This is a genomic window from Streptomyces sp. NPDC023157 (assembly GCF_055560575.1).
On record NZ_JBVHIL010000002.1, the window covers coordinates 497209 to 514931 of the forward strand.

Annotated in this window: 13 protein-coding genes; 6 read left to right on the forward strand and 7 right to left on the reverse strand. The window is 73.2% G+C overall.

Going from position 1 to position 17723, the window contains the following annotated elements:
* Positions 1-5 precede the first annotated feature (5 nt).
* A complete protein-coding gene (locus tag ACZ3ZE_RS07905) occupies positions 6-2072 on the forward strand; it encodes a galactose-binding domain-containing protein (protein WP_361173500.1) in 2067 nt (688 codons plus the stop codon).
* 72 nt (positions 2073-2144) lie between these two features.
* On the opposite strand, the gene ACZ3ZE_RS07910 is transcribed toward ACZ3ZE_RS07905, so the two are convergent.
* Positions 2145-3425 (reverse strand): YncE family protein, encoded by a 1281-nt coding sequence (locus ACZ3ZE_RS07910; protein ID WP_363291096.1) that lies wholly within the window; start codon positions 3423-3425, stop codon positions 2145-2147.
* Positions 3426-3711: 286 nt separating this feature from the next.
* Here ACZ3ZE_RS07910 and ACZ3ZE_RS07915 point away from each other — a divergent pair, with 286 nt between their 5' ends.
* The 3 genes from ACZ3ZE_RS07915 (at position 3712) to ACZ3ZE_RS07925 (ending at position 8567) form a co-directional block, all read left to right on the forward strand.
* The gene (locus ACZ3ZE_RS07915) at positions 3712-4893 is read left to right on the forward strand and encodes a sensor histidine kinase (RefSeq protein ID WP_467257938.1); all 1182 of its coding nucleotides are present in this window, start codon (positions 3712-3714) and stop codon (positions 4891-4893) included.
* Positions 4881-5519 (forward strand): response regulator transcription factor, encoded by a 639-nt coding sequence (locus ACZ3ZE_RS07920; RefSeq protein WP_361173491.1) that lies wholly within the window; start codon positions 4881-4883, stop codon positions 5517-5519. The genes ACZ3ZE_RS07915 and ACZ3ZE_RS07920 overlap by 13 nt, the downstream gene beginning before the upstream one ends.
* Before the next feature lie 204 nt (positions 5520-5723).
* Positions 5724-8567: a helix-turn-helix transcriptional regulator gene (locus ACZ3ZE_RS07925; protein WP_467257940.1), complete on the forward strand. Its 2844-nt coding sequence runs from the start codon at positions 5724-5726 to the stop codon at positions 8565-8567.
* Between the two features lie 8 nt (positions 8568-8575).
* Here ACZ3ZE_RS07925 and ACZ3ZE_RS07930 read toward each other — a convergent pair whose 3' ends face one another.
* The 6 genes from ACZ3ZE_RS07930 to ACZ3ZE_RS07955 form a co-directional block, all read right to left on the reverse strand.
* Entirely contained in the window at positions 8576-10207 is a 1632-nt protein-coding gene (locus ACZ3ZE_RS07930) for an ATP-binding cassette domain-containing protein (protein WP_442305306.1), read from the reverse strand.
* Positions 10204-12912, reverse strand: a complete 2709-nt coding sequence (lanKC, locus tag ACZ3ZE_RS07935) for a class III lanthionine synthetase LanKC (protein WP_361624492.1) — start codon at positions 12910-12912, stop codon at positions 10204-10206. The genes ACZ3ZE_RS07930 and lanKC overlap by 4 nt, the downstream gene beginning before the upstream one ends.
* Positions 12913-13027: 115 nt before the next feature.
* On the reverse strand, positions 13028-13138 hold the full coding sequence (locus ACZ3ZE_RS07940; RefSeq protein WP_361173479.1) for a class III lanthipeptide: 111 nt from the start codon (positions 13136-13138) through the stop codon (positions 13028-13030).
* A 112-nt stretch (positions 13139-13250) separates the two neighbouring features.
* Complete coding sequence (locus ACZ3ZE_RS07945; RefSeq protein ID WP_467257943.1) at positions 13251-13361, reverse strand: class III lanthipeptide; 111 nt, start codon at positions 13359-13361, stop codon at positions 13251-13253.
* 483 nt (positions 13362-13844) lie between these two features.
* Positions 13845-14588 (reverse strand): GmrSD restriction endonuclease domain-containing protein, encoded by a 744-nt coding sequence (locus ACZ3ZE_RS07950; RefSeq protein WP_361173476.1) that lies wholly within the window; start codon positions 14586-14588, stop codon positions 13845-13847.
* Positions 14589-14674: 86 nt separating this feature from the next.
* Positions 14675-16015 carry a hypothetical protein gene (locus ACZ3ZE_RS07955; protein WP_361173473.1) on the reverse strand — a complete coding sequence of 447 codons (1341 nt, stop codon included), beginning with the start codon at positions 16013-16015 and terminating at the stop codon, positions 14675-14677.
* A gap of 125 nt (positions 16016-16140) precedes the next feature.
* On the opposite strand from ACZ3ZE_RS07955, the gene ACZ3ZE_RS07960 reads away from it, so the two are divergent.
* Both ACZ3ZE_RS07960 and ACZ3ZE_RS07965 read left to right on the forward strand, forming a co-directional pair.
* Positions 16141-17094, forward strand: a complete 954-nt coding sequence (locus ACZ3ZE_RS07960) for an aminoglycoside phosphotransferase family protein (RefSeq protein ID WP_361173470.1) — start codon at positions 16141-16143, stop codon at positions 17092-17094.
* A 158-nt stretch (positions 17095-17252) separates the two neighbouring features.
* Positions 17253-17723 (forward strand): cation:proton antiporter regulatory subunit, encoded by a 471-nt coding sequence (locus ACZ3ZE_RS07965; protein ID WP_361173676.1) that lies wholly within the window; start codon positions 17253-17255, stop codon positions 17721-17723.

The following is a 17723-nucleotide window of genomic DNA, read 5'->3' on the forward strand; positions in this document are numbered from 1 at the left end:
TGACCATGATTCGACCAACAACGCGCAGAAGGGGCGGGCGGTTCGCCCTCGTCTCGCTCTTCATCGCCCTGACCACCGTCGTCTTCGGTGCGGGGCCGGTCCCCGCGGCCGACGCCGGTTCGTGGTGGGAACCCACCGCGCGCCCCGCCCCCGACTCCCAGATCAACGTCACGGGCACCCCCTTCAAGGGCACCGATGCCCAGGGCAAGGTGCGCGGCTTCATCGACGCGCACAACCACCTCATGTCCAACGAGGGCTTCGGCGGCCGCATGATCTGCGGCCAGACCTTCTCCGAGGCGGGCGTCGCCGACGCGCTCAAGGACTGTCCGGAGCACTACCCGGACGGCTCCGGCGCCCTGTTCGAGCACCTCACGGGCGGTGACAACGGCAAGCACGACCCGGTCGGCTGGCCCACCTTCAAGGACTGGCCCGCCAACAACTCGCTGAGCCACCAGCAGAACTACTACGCGTGGGTCGAGCGGGCCTGGCGCGGCGGCCAGCGGGTGCTCGTCAACGACCTGGTCACCAACGGCCTGATCTGCTCGCTGCTGCCCCGCGACCGCGGCTGCGACGAGATGGACGCGATCCGACTGGAGGCCCGCAAGAGCTACGAGATGCAGGCGTACATCGACAAGATGTACGGCGGTCCCGGCAAGGGCTGGTTCCGCATCGTCCTGGACGCCGCGCAGGCCCGCTCGGTGATCGAGCAGGGCAAGCTGGCGGTCGTGCTCGGCGTGGAGACCTCGGAGCCCTTCGGCTGCAAGCAGATCCTCGACGTCGCCCAGTGCGGCAAGGCGGACATCGACAAGGGCCTCGACGAGCTCTACGGGCTCGGTGTGCGCAGCATGTTCCTCTGCCACAAGTTCGACAACGCCCTGTGCGGTGTGCGCTTCGACAGCGGCACCACGGGTGTGGCGGTGAACATCGGCCAGTTCCTGTCCACCGGCACCTTCTGGACCACCGAGCAGTGCGCGGGTCCGCAGCAGGACAACCCGATCGGCCTGGTGGCGCCCCCCGCGATGGCGGAGAAGCTGCCGGCCGGGGTGAGCGTCCCCTCGTACGCCTCGAACGCCAAGTGCAACACCCGCGGTCTCACCCGGCTCGGCGAGTACGCCGTGAAGGGCATGATGCAGCGCGGGATGATGCTGGAACTCGACCACATGAGCGTCAAGGCCGCCGGGCGCGCCCTCGACATGCTGGAGGCCGAGGAGTACCCGGGCGTCATCTCCAGCCACAGCTGGATGGACCTGGACTGGACCGAGCGGGTCTACCGCCTCGGCGGCTTCGTCGCCGAGTACATGCACAACGCCCCCGGCTTCATCGGTGAGGCCGCGCAGAAGGCGGCGCTGCGCAAGAAGTACGGCGTCGGCCTCGGCTACGGCACCGACATGAACGGGGTCGGCGGCTGGCCGGGCCCGGTCGGCGCGGACGCCCCGAACGCGGTGAAGTACCCGTTCCGCAGCTTCGACGGCGGTTCGGTCCTCGACCGGCAGGTCACCGGGGAGCGCACCTGGGACCTCAACACCGACGGCGCCGCGCACAACGGTCTGGTGCCGGACTGGGTCGAGCAGATCCGGCTCACCCCCGGCGGCCCCGGGGTCGTCGACGAGCTGTCGCACGGCGCGGAGTCGTACCTGACCACCTGGAAGGCGACCGAGAAGCACGAGCTCGGCGTCAACCTGGCGGCGGGCCGGCCGGCCTCGGCCTCCACCACCCAGTGGTGGAACCCGTTCGTGAACTACTCGCCCGGTCTCGCCGTCGACGGCGACACCGGCACCCGCTGGGCCAGCGAGTGGTCGGACGACCAGTGGATGCAGGTGGACCTGGGCGAGGTGCGCCGGGTCGGCCGGGTAACCCTCGACTGGGAGACCGCCTACGCCCGCGGCTACCGGATCGAGCTGTCCGAGGACGGCACGAACTGGAAGAGCGCGTGGTCCACGGACGCCGGTGACGGCGGCTACGACACGGCCGAGTTCGAGTCGCAGCCGGCGCGGTACGTGCGGGTCCACGGGGTCACCCGCGGCACCCAGTGGGGCTACTCGCTCTACGAGCTGGCGGTCAGCCGCTCCTAGACCGGGAGCGCTCGGTACGGAAGGGGCCCGCCGGATCCGATCCGGCGGGCCCCTTCTCGTCCTTGTGCGGCCTCAGCCTGCGGCGGGGCCGGTCCAGTCGGCGGGGACGCGGGCGAGCCGGACCCGCTGAGGGTGGTCGCCGACGGCCACGGTCGCCACCCGCCGCCCGGTGGCGAAGTCGATGGCGGTGACCCGGTCGGCGCCGCTCTCGGAGATCACGCAGGACCTGCCGTCGCCGCTCACGGTCGCCCAGTACGGCTTGCTGGCCTCGACGAGGGGGCCCTCCTGGAGGGTGGCCCGGTCGACGACGGTCGCGTAGTCGTCCATCGTGCCGGCCACGCACAGCTTGCTGCCGTCGGGGCTGATCGAAAGGCCGTGGTGGCGCGAGTCGTTGACCCAGGTGGTGCGGTCGGGGTCGGTGGCCGGGTTGGCGGGCAGGACCTTGGCGCGGGTGATGCGGTCGGTGGCGAGGTCGTACTCCAGGAAGCCGTTGTAGAAGGAGACCTGGAAGTAGAGCTTCTTCTCGTCGGGGGTGAAGACGAGCGGCCGCACGGCGTCGGAGAGGTCCCCGCGCCCGAAGGCGTCCAGGCGTTCGCGCATGTCGATGACGCGGACGGTCCTGAACGTGGTCGCGTCGACGACGGTGATCTTCCGGTCGCCCTTGGTCCAGTCGAGCCAGGGGGCGTCGAGGGCGGTGGTGACCTCGCCGATGGACATGTTCCACAGCAGGCCGTCGGAGGTGAAGACGTTCTCGTGGGGCTTGTCGCCGGTGGTGAAGGAGCCGACCTGGCGGCCGGTGACGACGTCGAGGACGTGCACGGTGTTGGCGGTGGAGGCGGAGACCGCGACCCGGGTGCCGTCGGGCGAGACGGCCATGTGGTCGGAGCGATAACCGGCCACGGGGAAACGCCAGTTGATCTTCCCGGTGCGCAGGTCGAGGGAGACCACGTCGGCGAAGCTGGGCCGCGAGACGACCATGGCGGAGCCGTCGGGGGTGGCGTACATGTCGTCGACGAACTGGTCGTGGCCCTCGCCCGGGCCGCTGCGCACCCCGAGGAAGAAGGCCAGCTTCACCGGGTCGAGGTAGATCTCGCGCATCCGCTCCTCGCGGTCCGGGATCACGTTCACCCGGCCGACGCGCGCGAAGTCGCCACGGGAGGCGATGACATCGGCGGTGCCGTCCCAGTTGTTCCCGACGAACATGACCTCGCGCAGCGCCTCCGCGCCCCGCTGCTCCGGCGGTGCGGCGGCGCCGGTGCCGCCGACGGCCGCGAGGAGGGCGAGCGCCGCGGCGAGGGCCGTACCGAAGCGGCCACGGGCGCGGGAGGAACGGGGTGGGCGAAGGGTGGACATGGGGGTTCCTTCTTCCGGAAGGGAGGGAGTGAGAGGGTGCGGACGGCAGGACTTACCCGAGGTAACCACGGACACGCCATGCCCAACAAGCCCTGGGAGACCGCCGGTTACCACCGAGTAGAGCCCTGCTCCGACCGCCTCGCACAGCACCCGCACACCGCCTTCACACCGCCCACAAAACGGCTGGCAGACGCCCTGTCGGCCGGTTCTCGCTCAGGCAGAATTGCGGGCGAAGACGACGGTTGCGGGCGGGGAGGGCGTGGTCTTGCCGGTGGGATCCTTGGCGATGGAGCGATTACGAGCGCTACGGCAGTCGACCGTGGCGGGATCCGGACTCCAACGCGCGCAGTCCTTCCTCATTCTGGCCACGCTCCTCTACCGGGCGAGCCATCTGACGGTCGGCGTCCTCGCGGTCGCCCAGCACCGGCAGGGCCACCCCGTGCAGTACCTGGGGCTCGCCGCCGCCCTCGGGCTGAGCCTCCTCCTGTACGGGGCGGCGCTCACCCGCGGCTGGTTCGACCCCCGCCACGTCTGGGCGGACGTGCTGGTCACCGGGTGCCTCCTGCCCTTCGCGCTGTACACCTGGGGCGGCCTCCGGGAGACCCCCTCGCTCGGCTGGGCCATGCTGCTCGGTGGATCGGCCAGCGGCGTCGTGTCCGTCGCACTCCCCCGGCTCCAGGCCCTCACGGCGCTCGTCCTGCTGGTCGTCACCCACCTGATCGGCTACCACCTGGTGGGCGCCAGCCGCGCCGTCCTCGGCGGGCACGTCAACTCGCTGCTCTCCTCGGCCGTCATGACCTGGGTCTTCTGGTGGTACCTGCGCCGGCAGGGACGCATGCTCGACGAGGCCAACGCCCGCGCGCTCGCCGCCGAGAGCCAGAAGGCCCGGTACGCGGAGCGCCTCCAGCACCACCGGGCGCTGCACGACACGGTTCTGGCCACCCTGACCACCCTCGCGGCCGGCGGCATCGACGCCAACGCGCCCGAGGTGCGGGAGCGGTGCGCCAAGGAGGCCGCCTATCTGCGCCGGCTGATCCAGCAGACCGCCGACGAGGAACCCCACCCGGAGATGGGCGCCGCCCTCGAAGAGGCCGTCAGCTCCGCCGAGAGCCTGCGGCTGCGGGTCACCGCCCAGTACCACGAACTGCCCCAGGTGCCGCCCGAGGTCGCCGCCGCGTTCGCCGACGCCACGCGCGAGGCGCTCAACAACGTACGACGGCACGCCGGAACCGGCCACGCCTACCTCACCGCGACCGGCTCCGCCGGGGACCCCGACGGGGCCGGCGGGCCCGGCGGAGCCGTCGTCACCGTCGTCGACCGGGGCCCCGGCTTCGACCCGGACCGCGAGGTGTCCGGCCTCGGCCTGCGCCGCTCGGTCCGCGACCGGATGGCCGAGGTCGGCGGCCGCGCCACCGTCGACACGGCGCCCGGCGAGGGCGTGCGCGTGGAGCTGAGATGGCCGGCGTGATCACCGTCGGCGTCGTCGACGACGACCGGATGCTCCTCGACGGCATGCGCTCCTGGCTGGGCCAGGTGCCCGAACTGCGGGTCGTGGCCATGGCGGCGACCGTCGGGGAACTGCTCGCGGGCCCCGTCGGCCCGCCCGACATCGTCCTCCTGGACCTGCTGCTCCGGGACGGCTCCGCGCCCGCCGACAACATCCGGCGGGTGCTGCGCTCCGGCAGCCGCGTCCTGGTCATCAGCACCGTCCCGGACCGCCCCCGGGTCATCGAGGCGGTGCGGGCGGGCGCCGACGGCTACCTCACCAAGGACAACGACCTGCCGACGCTCGTCGCCGCCATCCAGGACGTGGTGGCCGGCCACGGCACCCACTCCCCCGAACTCGCCTTCGCCTGCGCGCACGACACCAGCCCCGAAAGGCCCCGGCTCTCCCCCAGAGAACGTCAGATTCTGCTCGATTACGCCTCCGGGATGACCCTCAAGTCGGCCGCGCGCCGCGCCGGGATCACCGTGCACACCGCCAAGGACTACCTGGACCGGGTCAAGGCCAAATACCAGCAGGCGGGCCGTCCGGCGTACACGAAGATCGACCTCGCCGTACGGGTCCGCGAGGACCGCATCGAGGGGGTCTGACCACGCAAGGAGCCCCCGCAAGCCCCCCAAACGGACGGCTGCAGGGGGCACCCGCCCCCTTCTTATCGTCATGCCCGGCGCACGCGGCCATCGCCACGGCGCCGACCGCCCTCTTCCCCACCCCCCTTGGAGAGGCAGATGACGACTCCCTACGCCTGTACGACCCCGGCCCAGGACCAAGTCCCCCGACCCGGGGGGCAACTCGTGGGCCGGGGAACCGAGACAGGGCGGATCGCGGACGCGCTCGCGCAGGCGCGGTCCGGCCGGGGCGGGACGGTGATCGTCACCGGCGAGCCCGGCGTCGGCAAGACCCGGCTCACCGCCGAGGCGATCACCGCCGCCCGGGACGCGGGAATGGCCACCGCCCGGGGCCGCGCCGGCACGGTGGGCCCGGCCGTCCCGTACCGGCCCCTGGTGGAGGCACTGCTCGCGCTCTCCCGCGCCGAACCCGCCTCGGAGGAACCGGGCGGTCCCGCCCCGCTGCCCGCCCGGCTGCTCGCCGACCCGCACGGCACCGAGGCCGCCGCGGTGTCGCCGCTGATGGTCGCCGAGGAGGTGCTGCGGCTGATCGCCGCCGCCGGCCGGGGGCGGGGCTGCCTGCTCGTCCTCGACGACCTGCACGAGGCCGACCCCGGCACCCTCGCCGTCGTCGAGTACCTCCTCGACAACCTCGGACACCTCCCGGCCGTGCTGCTGCTCACCGCCGAACGCGGACCCTGCGGGGCCGTCGCCCTCGCCGCCCGCGCCCGCCAGGACGGCGTCGCCACGGTCATCGACCTGACGCCCCTCGGCCGCTCCGCGGTGCGCCGGCTCGTCGCCTCCGAACTGGGCATCGCCCCCGAACAGGTCAGCCCCGCGCTCGTGCACCGCGCGGCGACCGACGGCGCGGGCCTCCCCTTCGTGGTCAAGGAACTCGTGCACGGCCTCGGCGGGGTCGCGCAGAACCTGCGGCTGCGGGCCGCCCGGCTCGGCCCGCGCGGCGAGGAGTTCCTCAACCTGGCCGCCCTGCTCGGGCCCCGCTTCCTGCTGCCCGTGCTGCGGCACGCGGCCGGCTGCGACGAGGCCGGACTGACCGCGCTGCTGCGCGCCGCCACCGCCGCCTCCCTCCTCGTGCCGGACGGCCCCGGCACGGACTGGTACGCCTTCCGCTACCCGCTGGCCGCCGAGGCGTTACGCGACGCCCTCGGCCCCGTCGAACACCCGGCGCTCGCCCGCCGGGCCGCCGACGCCCTCACCGCACTGCACCCGCGACTGCCCGGCACCTGGTGCGCCCGCGCCGCCGAGCTCCACGAACGCGCGGGCGACACCACGGAGGCCGTCCGCGGCTACACCGAGGCGGCCCGCCGGGCGACCGCCGAGGGCGCCCCCGACCGCGCCCTCGACCTGCTGGCCCGCGCCCACCGCCTGTCCGACCCCGAGACCGCCCCGGAACCCCACGCGGCGGTCCTGGCCCGCCTCCTGGACGCCGTCGGCAGCTCGGGACGGCTCGACCGGCTGCCAGCCGCCCCGGTCTCCGGGCCCCCCGACGGGAGACCGGACCGCCCCTGGGAACCGGGGCCCACCGTGCCCCCGTCGCTGCGGGCGGGCCTGCACGCCCGGCTCGCCGAGATCCAGGTGCAGGCGGGACGGCCCGTGGAGGGCCTCCGCCACCTCGACCTGGCCCGGCGCCTCCTCGCCGGGCCGGAGGCCGACGCCGGGGCCGTCGCCCGCGTGGAACTCGCGGCGGCGCTGGTGGAACCGGCCCGGCTCGCCCCCGAACGCCTGCGCACCGCCGAGGAGTCCGCCCGACGGGCCGTCGACGCCGCGCACCACGCCCAACTGCCCGAGGTCGCCGGCCGGGCGCTGCTGGCGCTGGCCCGGCTGCTCCGGGAACAGGACGAGACGGCCGCGGTGGCCCGCCTGGAAGAGGCCCGCTCCCTCGCCGAGGCACACCACCTGCCGGGCGTGCGGCTGTCGGCCGAACTCGGCCTGGCCCGCGTCGAGGCGCGCCGCGACGGGCGTACGGCCCCGGTGGAGGGGGCGCGGACCGAGGCGCTGCGGGCGGGGCTGCTGCCGACGGCGCACGAGGCCGGTCTGGAGCTGGCGCTCGACCGGGTGCGGCGCGGCGCGTTCGACTCCGCCGGGGAGCTGGTCGACGAGGGGATCGCGGAGGCGACCCGGCTGGGTCTCGGCCGGGCGCTGTCCCGGTGGCGGCTGGTCGACGCGGTGCGCTGGGCGCACCAGGGCCGGCGGGCCGAGATGGACGAGGCGCTGCGACGTCTCGCGCCGCTGGTCGACAACGCGCCGGGGCTGCGGCCGGTGGCGTACGGCCTCGCCCGGGGGTTCTGCTCCCTGCTCGAGGAGGACCACGAGGGCGTCGAGCGGGACTTCGCGCAGGCCCTCGCGTACGACGCGGAGAATCCGGGGACCGGCGAGTTCGGCCGGCACGGGGTCGTCCTGCTGCTCGGGGTCCTCGCGGGCCGGATGGGCCGCAGGCATCACGCGGGGGTCGTGGCGGCGAGCGCGGCCGGGGCCCGCTGGAACCGCCCGTTCGTCGGCCTGGCACACGCGGTGCTGCTCGGCCGGGAGGGCCGGACCGCCGAGGCGACGGCCGCCGCGACGGCGGCGCTGGACGCGGCGGCGCCGTACCCGGTGGCCCGGCACCTGTGTCTGCGGCTGGTCGCCCGCTCCGCGTACGAGGACGGCTGGGGCGCCCCGGTGGAGTGGCTGCGCGAGGCCGAGGAGTTCTTCCACGGCGCGGGTCTGCCCGCGCCCGCGGGTGCCTGCCGGTCCCTGCTGCGCGGCATGGGCGCCCCGGTCCGGCAGCGGCGGTCGGGGGCCGACCGGGTGCCGCCGGGGCTGCGCCGGTGCGGGATCACGGTGCGGGAGTTCGAGGTGGCGCGGCTGCTCGCGGAGCGGTTCGGCAACCGGGACATCGCCGGGCGGCTGCACATCTCGCCCCGCACGGTCGAGAAGCACGTGTCCAGCCTGCTGCAGAAGACCGGCCACCCGACCCGGGCGGCCTTCGCTTCGGCCGCGCGCGAGCTGGTGGCCGGTCCGGCCGTGTGACGGTCCTCTCAGGCCGCGGTCCCGACACTGCCGGGGACCGCGGCCACGGCCAGGTTGACCACCCGGTCGAAGGCGCTGTCGAGGTCCTCGTCGCCGTGGTGCACGACGAGCAGGGCCCGCCCCTCGGTGCGTTCCCGGAGCATCTTCAGGACCAGGGCGCGGCCGGCGTCGTCGAGGTTCGCGAAGGGCTCGTCGGCGAGGTACACGTCGGCGTCCTCGCCGAGCAGCGCGGCGACGCCGAGCCGCTGGCGCTGGCCGGAGGACAGCTCCGAGGGGAGCTGGTCGGCGAGGCCGTCCAGGCCCATGCCGGTGCGGAGCCGGGGGTCGGTGACGAGGTCGCGCACCGGCAGCGGGGGCAGCTGGACCGGTGAGGTCAGGCTCGCGACCCGGGGCGGCAGGGTGACCGTGCCGCTGTCGGGGGCGAGGGTCCCGGCGACGATGTGCAGGAGGGTGGTCTTGCCGCAGCCGTTGGGGCCGCGGAGCAGGACCCGCTCGCCGGGCCGGAGTCCGAAGTCGGGGATGGCGACGGTCTTGTCGGCCTCGGACCGCCGGCCGAGGTCCACCGTGTCGACGGGGGCGCCCTCGACTCCGTCGTCGCCTTCCCCGCCTTCCCCGCCTGTCTCGTCCGTCTTCCCGTAGCGGACGCGGGCGCCGCGGACCAGGACGAGGTTGCCCTCGTCGTGGTAGGGGGCGGTGCCGGACTCGCGCAGGGCCTCGATCCGCTTGAGGACCGCGGTGTTGCGGCGGGTCTGCGGGATCATGTTGACGAGGTCGAAGATGCCGGTGACGGCCCGCCACAGCGAGTTCACGAAGGCGAGGAAGCTGCCGAACGACATCCGGCCGCTGAAGACGAAGAAGGCTCCGATGACCATGGACGCCGTGTCCGACAGGTTCATCACCAGGTCGCTGAGGGTCCGCTGGCGCTGCGCGAGGCGGTAGTTGGCGTAGGTGATGCCGAGGAAGCCGTTCAGGGCGTCCTGGTTGGCGGCGCGGGCCCCGGGCAGGAGCGAGCGCAGTCCGCGCAGGGCGTGGAAGGCTTCGAGGGTACGGGTGAGGGTGTTGACGTACCGTGCCTCGGCCTCGCGTTCGGGGTCGGTGTTCTTCTCGATCCGGCGGGCCAGGTCGTTGCTGACCAGGACCAGCGGCGGGATGATCACCAGCAGGATGAGGCTGGCCTGCCAGGAGAGGTAGAGCAGCACGCCGAGGAAGACGACCGAGGCGCAGGCCTGGCGGGCGATGCGGATGCAGACGTCGACGGCCGGCAGCACGCCCTCGCGGACGTCGTTGTGGATGCGGCTGACGTAGGAGGCGTTGCCCTTCTCCGACATCTGCCGGCCGTCGAGGCCGAGGGTCTTGCCGAGGAGCTCGGTCTCCAGGTCGAGGACGAAGGCGTTCTCGAACCGCTTGCGCCACAGGCCGATCCCGTAACCGGAGAGGTTGAGGGTGAGGCCGAGGACCAGGTAGCAGCCGCCGAGGAAGAGGAACCTGCGGAAGTCGGCGGTCAGGATCGCCTGGTCGAACAGGGCCTTCAGGAGCAGCGGGTGCAGCAGGGCCTCGGTCCCGCCGAACAGGGCCTCGGCGACGAGGATCCCGGTGAAGGGGCGCTGGTGGCCGCGCAGGGTGCGCCAGATCTGTTTCACCGTTCCGTCCCGTCGAGCTCGTCGAGGAGGAAGTCGGCCATGCCGCCGTGGTTGGCGCGGTGAAGCACCCGCAGCACGCCGGCGGAGCCGGTGAGGTAGTCGGTGGAGCAGCGCAGCAGGCCTTCGCCGGGGACGCCGAGCGGGGTGACGCCGGCGCGGCTCGGGACCTCGAAGTGGGCGGCGGGCTCGAAGAGGAACACCTTGCGGAGGAAGTCGAGCTGGCGCAGCGCGGTCTCCCGGTAGGAGGTGTCGCCGGTGATCTCGGCGGCGTCCAGGAGGGCGTCCGCGATGCCGCTCATGCCGAAGGAGTAGCCGGGGAGCACGGAGTGGCCGACGTCGAGGGCGCGCAGCACGGTCCGCGCCGACGCGAGGTCGCCGTACCGCAGCAGCACCTGCGCCACGCCCGCGGAGCCCACCTCGATGTAGGGCTCCATGGTCCCTTCGTGCTCGAACATGATCAGGCCGGTGTCCTCCAGGGGTTTGGCGTGGGCCATCTCCCAGGCGAGCGCGTCCTGGCCGAGCTCCCGGTAGTGCGCCTCGCCGGTGACCTGGTGCATGCGCAGCAGGAACATGGCCACGCCGGCCTGGCCGAAGCCGAGCCCGGTCAGCGGGCCCTCCTCCGAGAAGTCGTTGAGCCAGTAGGCGTGCGGGCCGTCCCGGTGGACGGTGTCGAGGAGCACCCGGGCGCAGTCCTTGGCCGCGGCGAGGTCGCGGGGGTCGCCACCGCGCACGTAGAAGCGCAGGTTGGTCATGCCGATGCCGGACAGGCCGTAGTAGAAGGTGTGGTCGGCGGTCTCCAGGGCGCGCCGGTTGGCGTGGCCGAGGAGTTCCCTGGCCTGGCGGCGCATGCCGAGCGACTCGGCCGCCCAGGCGATGCCGGCGAGGCCGCTCATCAGACCGTCCGGGTAGGCCTCCAGGTCGATCCGGGTGAGCTGCTGGCGCAGCCAGTCGTGCCATTCGGGCCGTACGGGGGCGCCGGAGGCCTGGAGGGCCCAGAGCACGCCGCTCGCGCCGAAGCCGAGGCTGAGCGGGTTGGTGACGTGTGCGAACGGGTCGACGGGGAAGAGCGTGGCGCGGTCGGTGTCGGCGGCGGCCTCGACGAAGGCGGCGACGCCGGCCTCCGTGGCCCGCAGTCCGGTCGCCGCGATCTCGGGGCGCGGGCGCTCGGTCCTGACCTGGGCGAGCAGTTCGGTCTCCTGCGCGTCGAGGAACTCGACGACGTCGGCGAGGCCGATCCGGGTGGCGGCGAGGTCGGTGACCAGCCGGTGGACCTGCTCGGGCCAGCCCAGGCCGTCGAAGAAGACCTGGTACGTGTCGAGGACGTCCTCGCGCAGGTAGGACATGGCGGCGATGGGGAAGACGAAGTACGCCATGGTGGAGGCCAGGGAGTAGAGGTCGCCCTCGATGCCGGCGGGCTTGAAGCCGCCCCGGGAGAGGCTGAAGCCGGGGGTGTAGAGCTCGACGGGCCGGGTGAGGCCTTCGCCCCCGGTCTCGCCCGTGGCGCCGGAGCCGTCGACGAGGCGGCAGGCCTCCAGGTCGACGATGGTCACGTCGTACGTCTCGGGGTCGATGAGCAGGTTGGCCGGCGTGAAGTCGCCGAGGACGACACCGTGCTGGTGGGCGGCGTCGATCGCGCGGGCGAGGCCCCGGAAGACGGTGATGAAGATCCGCAGGAACTCACGCGAGCGCTCCGCCTGGAAGCCGGGGCGGGCGAGCGGGTTGTGTTCGAGCAGCACCGAGCGGATGTCGGTGCGGTCGATGAACTCCTCGGCGATGTAGTGGTGTTCCCAGTGCCGGAAGCGGGCGATCGGGTCCGGGTAGGCCTCGACGTCGGCCAGCCGGTTGAGGAACATCCACTCGCGGCCGAGGACGTCGACGGCGTCGTAGTCGAGGCGCGGGTTGAGGTTGGTGTGCGGCCGGGCCTCCTTGAGGACGACCTGCCGGTCGCCGTCGAGGGTGTCCTCGGCCGTGTACACGCCACCGCTGTTGGAGAACTGGAGGGCGCCGGTCACCCGGAAGCGGCCGCCGAGAAGGCCCTCCCCCTCGGCCTCCTCGGCGGGCTTCCAGTCGGCGAACGGCCACGGCACCCACCAGGGGTGGGTGTCCCCGGGCCGCCGGCCGTCCGTCTCGGGCTGCCCGTCGGGTCCCAGGATGTGCGGGATCTTGCGGCCCAGGATGTCGACGGTGTGGGTGGAGAGGAGCTGGCCGTACCGGAAGTAGAGCGCCTTGCTGTCGCGATATCGCAGATCGGACAGCACGTAGGCACCCTCGGCGCCCTCCAGCAGGCGGGCCAGGTCGGCGAGGCACGTCCTGAATTCGTCCTCGTCGCGCGGGTAGACGGTGAGCAGCTTGCCCCCGCTCCCCCTGGACATCGCCTTGGAGTTGAGCATCTCGAAGACGTTGAGGTCGAGCGCGATCTTGAAGTCGATCTCCCGGCCGACCAGATGGCCGATCACCGTGGCCGCGACCTCCCGCACCTGGCGGTGGTTGGAGGACACGTGGATCTTCCATCCCTGCTTCGGGAGATCGGGGTTGTGCCGATGGCTCCACCAGATGCCGCTGCGGACGAACCGCGCCCGCGTCCGCTCGTCGAGGTCGGCCAGGAAGTGGTCCTTCCTCGGCTTGTAGTACACGTCGAGCGGGTCGAAGAAGAGGGTGTCGTTCCAGGCGAAGAGGAACCGGTGGACCCATCGTTGGTCGCGCATGTCAGCCTCTGTGGTCGTCGAGGTGCCGCCGACGGCAGCGGCAGGGCGAGTGCGCCACGGTCCGGGTGGGGGCGCGGGTCGCCCCCCACCCCGACCGTGCCGCCTGTGCGGGTGGTTACTGAGGGTCCCGGTTGCAGCAGTCCGAGGCGGAGCTGGTGAGGCTGCCGCCGACGATGCGGCCGATGACGGTGCGGGGCTGCAGGTTCTGGAGCTTGAGGACGCTCATGCCGTCTCCTCCGTGAGGTGCCGCCGCCGACGGCAGCGGCGGGGCGGGTGCGCCACGGTCCGGGTGGGGGCGTGGGGCGTCCCCACCCGGACCGTGGCGGTCGTTCGGGTGATTACTGCGGGTCGTTCTTGCAGCAGTCCGAGCCGGAGCTGGTGAGGCTCACGGAGACGGCCTTGCTGACGGTGGTGCGGGGCTGCAGGTTCTGGAGCTTGAGGACGCTCATGTCGTCTCCTCCGTGTCGAGTGCGCGGGACGCGCACGGTGCTGGTGTTCGTCTGCCGTTCGGCGCCGAGCGACATGCGCAAGTCAACGCGATCCGTACGGAGGGCACATGGGAGGTCCGACCCCATAATTCGGCCGCGCGTCCCCCACGGAAGGCGGGTGGGCGGGCGAGGGGAATGGTGGTGTTCGGGGGCCCGGGTGGCGCGTACGAGCCGCGCACGGCACGGGTGGCTCCGGAGGCGCGCGGACGGGGCGTGGCCGACCGTCCGGTCACGGCGGTGGCGACGGGGGCGGGCCGCTCGGGTGCGCGGAGGATGACGAGGCCGCCGGACGGGCGGTGGCGCCGTTCGGCCCGCGTCCGGCGTGGGCGGCGGGCGGCCCGGAGCCGCCCGCCGGCCCGGCGGGTCGGCGGGTCGGCGGGTCGGCGGGTCGGCGGGTCGGCGGGTCGGCGGGTCGGCGGGTCGGCGGGTCGGCGGCTCAGCGGCTCAGCCCCGGCAGGTGTCCAGCATGCTCACGAGTGTGGCCTTCTCCGCCTTCGTCACCGTCAGGGCGTAGGAGGACTTCACCGCGGTCCAGGAGCGGGCGTACGCGCACCAGTAGCTCCGCGCGGGCGGCTGCCACTCGTCGGGGCCCTGGTCGCCCTTGGAGCGGTTGGAGACCGCGGAGACGGCGAGGAGCTGGGGGCGGGTGAGGTCGTTGGCGAAGGCCTTGCGCTTCTCCTGGGTCCAGGTGTCGGCTCCGGAGCGCCAGGCGTTGGCCAAGGGCACGGTGTGGTCGATGTCCAGGCCCGAGGCCTTGGTGAAGGTCCTGCCGTCGTAGACGCTGGTCCAGGTGCCGGAGACGGCACGGCACTCGGCGTCGCGGCGTACGTCGCGGCCGTCGCGTTCGAGGACGGTCTCGCGAGTGTTGCAGCTGTCGCCCTGTTCGGCCCAGTGCGGGAAGCGGTCGCGGCTGTAGCCGGTCATCGAGCGCTGGGGCGCGACCTTCAGGCGGGCGAGCTGGGTGCGGGCCTGGGCGGCGCTCGGGACGCCGGGGAGGGTGCCCTCGGCCGGGCCCTTGCCGTCGGCCGGTCCCTTGCCGTTGCCGGACGGGGTGCGCGGGGCGGGCGCCGTGGGTCTCCCCTTGGCGTCCCCGGGCGCGGTGCCGCCGCCCTGGCCCGCGCAGCCCGCCACGGCGAGCAGCGCCGCCACCGCCGATACCGCTATGTACGACCGCTTCTGACGCCCCATGAGAAGGATCTTCCCTCCGCCCGACATTGGTACGCACGGCAGCGTACGACGTGGGGGCCGCGGCGCCCGGCCGCGGCCCCGGCGGGTCAGGCGGGGTACTTCACGTCGGCCGCGTAGGTCGCCCCGGCGAGGCAGTCGCGGATCTCGTGGCGGGGCGCCGCCGTTCCGGTCCAGCGGAGGAAGCTGGTGGCGTCGTTGCCGGTCGCCTTGGTCATGTCGATGAAGCGGCAGCCGTCGTACAGGACCTTGCCCGCGGTGGTCGGCGTGCTCCCGGTCGTCACCTGGTGGGAGCCCATCAGGGCGCAGTCGGTGTAGCGGACCATGGGGCCGCTGTTCCCGATGGCGTTGAAGGCGTACGTGTGCGCCACGGCCCCGTCCGTCCAGGACTGGTGGCTGACGGCCGTGTCGTCGCAGGACACGAAGGTGATGGTGCCCTTGTGCCAGCGGGAGTCGATGACCTTCTGGTTGGTGTTGTGCAGCTCGAAGCGGATGCCCTGGACGTACAGGCGGGCGACGGAGTCGGCGCGGGTGGTGGCCTCGGAGCCGAGCTGGAAGAAGGTGCCGGCGGCGGCGCCGTCGGTGAGGATGTAGGAGCCGCCGACGAAGTTCATCGAGCCGCCGCGGTTGTTCTTCACGAACACCCCGGACTTGAACTCGACCTTGCACTCGCGGAACCAGAAGTTCAGGAACTGGTCCTGCTGGGTGGCCGTCGGCGTCATCCCCGTGACCAGGAAGGCCTCGGAGTAGCTGCCGCCGATCTGGCAGTGGTCCCAGCCCATCTCGCTGTTCAGGTCGGACTCGGGCAGTGTGTGGTCGGGCGAGTCGACGGGCCCGTCGAGCCCGATGCCCCGCTTCCAGCTGCCCCGCCACTCCACGTCGGTGTACCAGGTGTCCTGCACGCCGTAGCCGCCGTCGGTGGAGTAGGCGTAGCAGAAGCTGGAGGTGGGGTTGTTGCTGGTGAAGGTGAGCCCGGAGATCCGGATGTTCTTGTAGCGCCGGTAGTTGGTCCACAGGGTGGTGTCGTCGGTGGTGGGCGCGTACACGATCCGGGAGAGCCGCTTGCCGTAGCCGGTGATCGACAGGCCGTCGACGATGCCGCCGTTGCCCTTGCCGTCGATGCCGGGCAGCAGTGAGTCGGGCTGGGTCAGCAGGTAGTTGCCGGGCGGGATCACCAGGACCTTCTTGGGGATCGCCCCCGAGATCGGGCCGGGCTGGAACGAGGCGAGCACCTCGGCGGCGGCCGCGCGGAAGGCGGCGTCGCTGGGCGTGGCGCCGGTCGGGTCGGCGCCCTTGCTGAGGACGTCGACGCTGTACGGGTCGTCGCCGGCCCCGGCGGCGTACGCCGGTCCGCCGCCCATCGTCACGGCTCCGGCGGCGGCGCCGACGCCCATCGTCGCCACGCCCCGCATGACGGAACGTCTGTCCATGCGTCCGTTGTCTCCGGTCATTCACTGCCCCCACGTGTCATGATCGTCCGAAAGAAGCCACATCCGATCATGGCGCCGGTACGGGTGCAAGGCCGGTCCCCGCGTCCCGCGCGTAGGGTGCCGGAATGATCGTGGTTCCCGAGGAGTTCGTACGGAGCACCGTCGCCCGCGAGGGCGGACCGGGCGCGGCGTGGACGGACCGACTGCCGCTGCTCGTGGCCGAGTTGCTGGAGCAGTGGGGCTGCGCGCCGGACGGCGCGGTGCTGCACGGGGGCGTCGGCGTGATCGTGCCCGTCCGGCGCCCTTCCGGGGAGCCGGCCGTCCTCAAGGTGTCGTTCCCGCACCCGGGCAACGTGCACGAGCCGGACGCCTTCGCCGTGTGGGGCGGCCGGGGGGCGGTCCGGCTGTACGCGCGGGACGACGAGCGGTTCGCGATGCTCCTGGAGCGGGCCGGGACGGCGACCCTGGCGGGGCTCCCGGACGGCGACGAGGTGGCGCGGGTCGCGGGTGGGCTGGGGCGCCGACTCGCCGTGCCCGCGCCGCCCGGGCTGCCCCGGCTGAGCGAGCGGGCCGACGCCTGGGAGGAGGAGCTGCGGCGGGACGCCGCCGAGCTGTCCCACACGATGCCGCGCCGGGTCGTGGACGCCGCCGTGGCCACCGTACGGGAGCTGGGACGGGTGCAGCCGGACACCCTCGTCCATGGCGACCTGCACGCGGGGAACGTGCTGCGGGCGGAGCGCGAGCCGTGGCTCGCGGTCGACCCCAAGGGGTACGCGGGGGACCCCGCCTACGACGGGGGCACGTTCCTGAAGACGCGCGCCCCGCACCTCGCGGGCGCGGACGACCCGCGCGCCGCCGCCTTCCGGGTCCTGGCCGGGTACGCGGAGGCCGCCGGGCTCGATCGCGACCGGGTGCGGCGCTGGGCCCAGTTGCAGGTGGTGCAGACGGCGTTCTGGGGGCGCAGGCACGGCCTGCGGAGGGCGCGGGGCGGGCCGGAGCTCGACGGTCTGATGGTGCTCGCGGACCGGTTCGCGGAGTTGCTCACGGACCCGCGCCCGTCGCGGCACGGGCCCGCCTGACCGCCGGTTCGTCCCGTTCCCGGCGTGATCTTCCGCTATCCCGGCGAATCCACCACTTTGTTGCCTGGGTAAAGTATTTACCAAGACGCCCGCCGACGCCGGGTGTCTCTGTTCACGCTGCCCATCCGCCGAGGAGAGCCGTCGTGCCCGCTGCACGCATGAGCCGTACACCCCTGCCCGGAATCGGGGTCCGCTACGACCTCACCACACGCGAGGAACGCCGCCTGTCGGTGGTCGCGGGCCGCGACGGGAGCCGGGTGCTCAACGCGTACCGGAGCGACGATCCCGACGAGTGCTCCCTGTCGGTACGGCTGACCGCCGGAGAGTCCGAGGCGCTGATCGACGCGCTGATGCCGTCCCACCACAGCCCCAGCCTGCTCTCCACCACGGACCTGGGCCTGGTGGCCGAGCGGATCGAACTGTCCGCCGCCTCCCACTGGAACGGCCGCCACCTCGGCGAGACCCGCACGCGCACCGAGACCGGCGTCTCGATCGTGGCGGTGCTGCGCCGGGCGGACGCCGTGCCCTCCCCCGGCCCCGACTTCCGGCTCGCCGGGGGCGACACCCTCATCGTCATCGGCACCCGCGAAGGCGTCGACGCCGCCGCCCTGATACTCGGAAGGGAGTGA

Bases quoted from the DNA above. Each gene is read 5' to 3' on its own strand.
- ACZ3ZE_RS07945 (WP_467257943.1), bottom strand. From the start codon at position 13,361: ATGAGCGTCCTCAAGCTCCAGAACCTGCAGCCCCGCACCACCGTCAGC.
- ACZ3ZE_RS07940 (WP_361173479.1), bottom strand. From the start codon at position 13,138: ATGAGCGTCCTCAAGCTCCAGAACCTGCAGCCCCGCACCGTCATCGGC.
- ACZ3ZE_RS07955 (WP_361173473.1), bottom strand. From the start codon at position 16,015: ATGGACAGACGTTCCGTCATGCGGGGCGTGGCGACGATGGGCGTCGGC.
- ACZ3ZE_RS07960 (WP_361173470.1), top strand. From the start codon at position 16,141: ATGATCGTGGTTCCCGAGGAGTTCGTACGGAGCACCGTCGCCCGCGAG.
- ACZ3ZE_RS07905 (WP_361173500.1), top strand. From the start codon at position 6: ATGATTCGACCAACAACGCGCAGAAGGGGCGGGCGGTTCGCCCTCGTC.
- lanKC (WP_361624492.1), bottom strand. From the start codon at position 12,912: ATGCGCGACCAACGATGGGTCCACCGGTTCCTCTTCGCCTGGAACGAC.
- ACZ3ZE_RS07915 (WP_467257938.1), top strand. From the start codon at position 3,712: ATGGAGCGATTACGAGCGCTACGGCAGTCGACCGTGGCGGGATCCGGA.
- ACZ3ZE_RS07950 (WP_361173476.1), bottom strand. From the start codon at position 14,588: ATGGGGCGTCAGAAGCGGTCGTACATAGCGGTATCGGCGGTGGCGGCG.
- ACZ3ZE_RS07920 (WP_361173491.1), top strand. From the start codon at position 4,881: ATGGCCGGCGTGATCACCGTCGGCGTCGTCGACGACGACCGGATGCTC.
- ACZ3ZE_RS07965 (WP_361173676.1), top strand. From the start codon at position 17,253: ATGAGCCGTACACCCCTGCCCGGAATCGGGGTCCGCTACGACCTCACC.
- ACZ3ZE_RS07910 (WP_363291096.1), bottom strand. From the start codon at position 3,425: ATGTCCACCCTTCGCCCACCCCGTTCCTCCCGCGCCCGTGGCCGCTTC.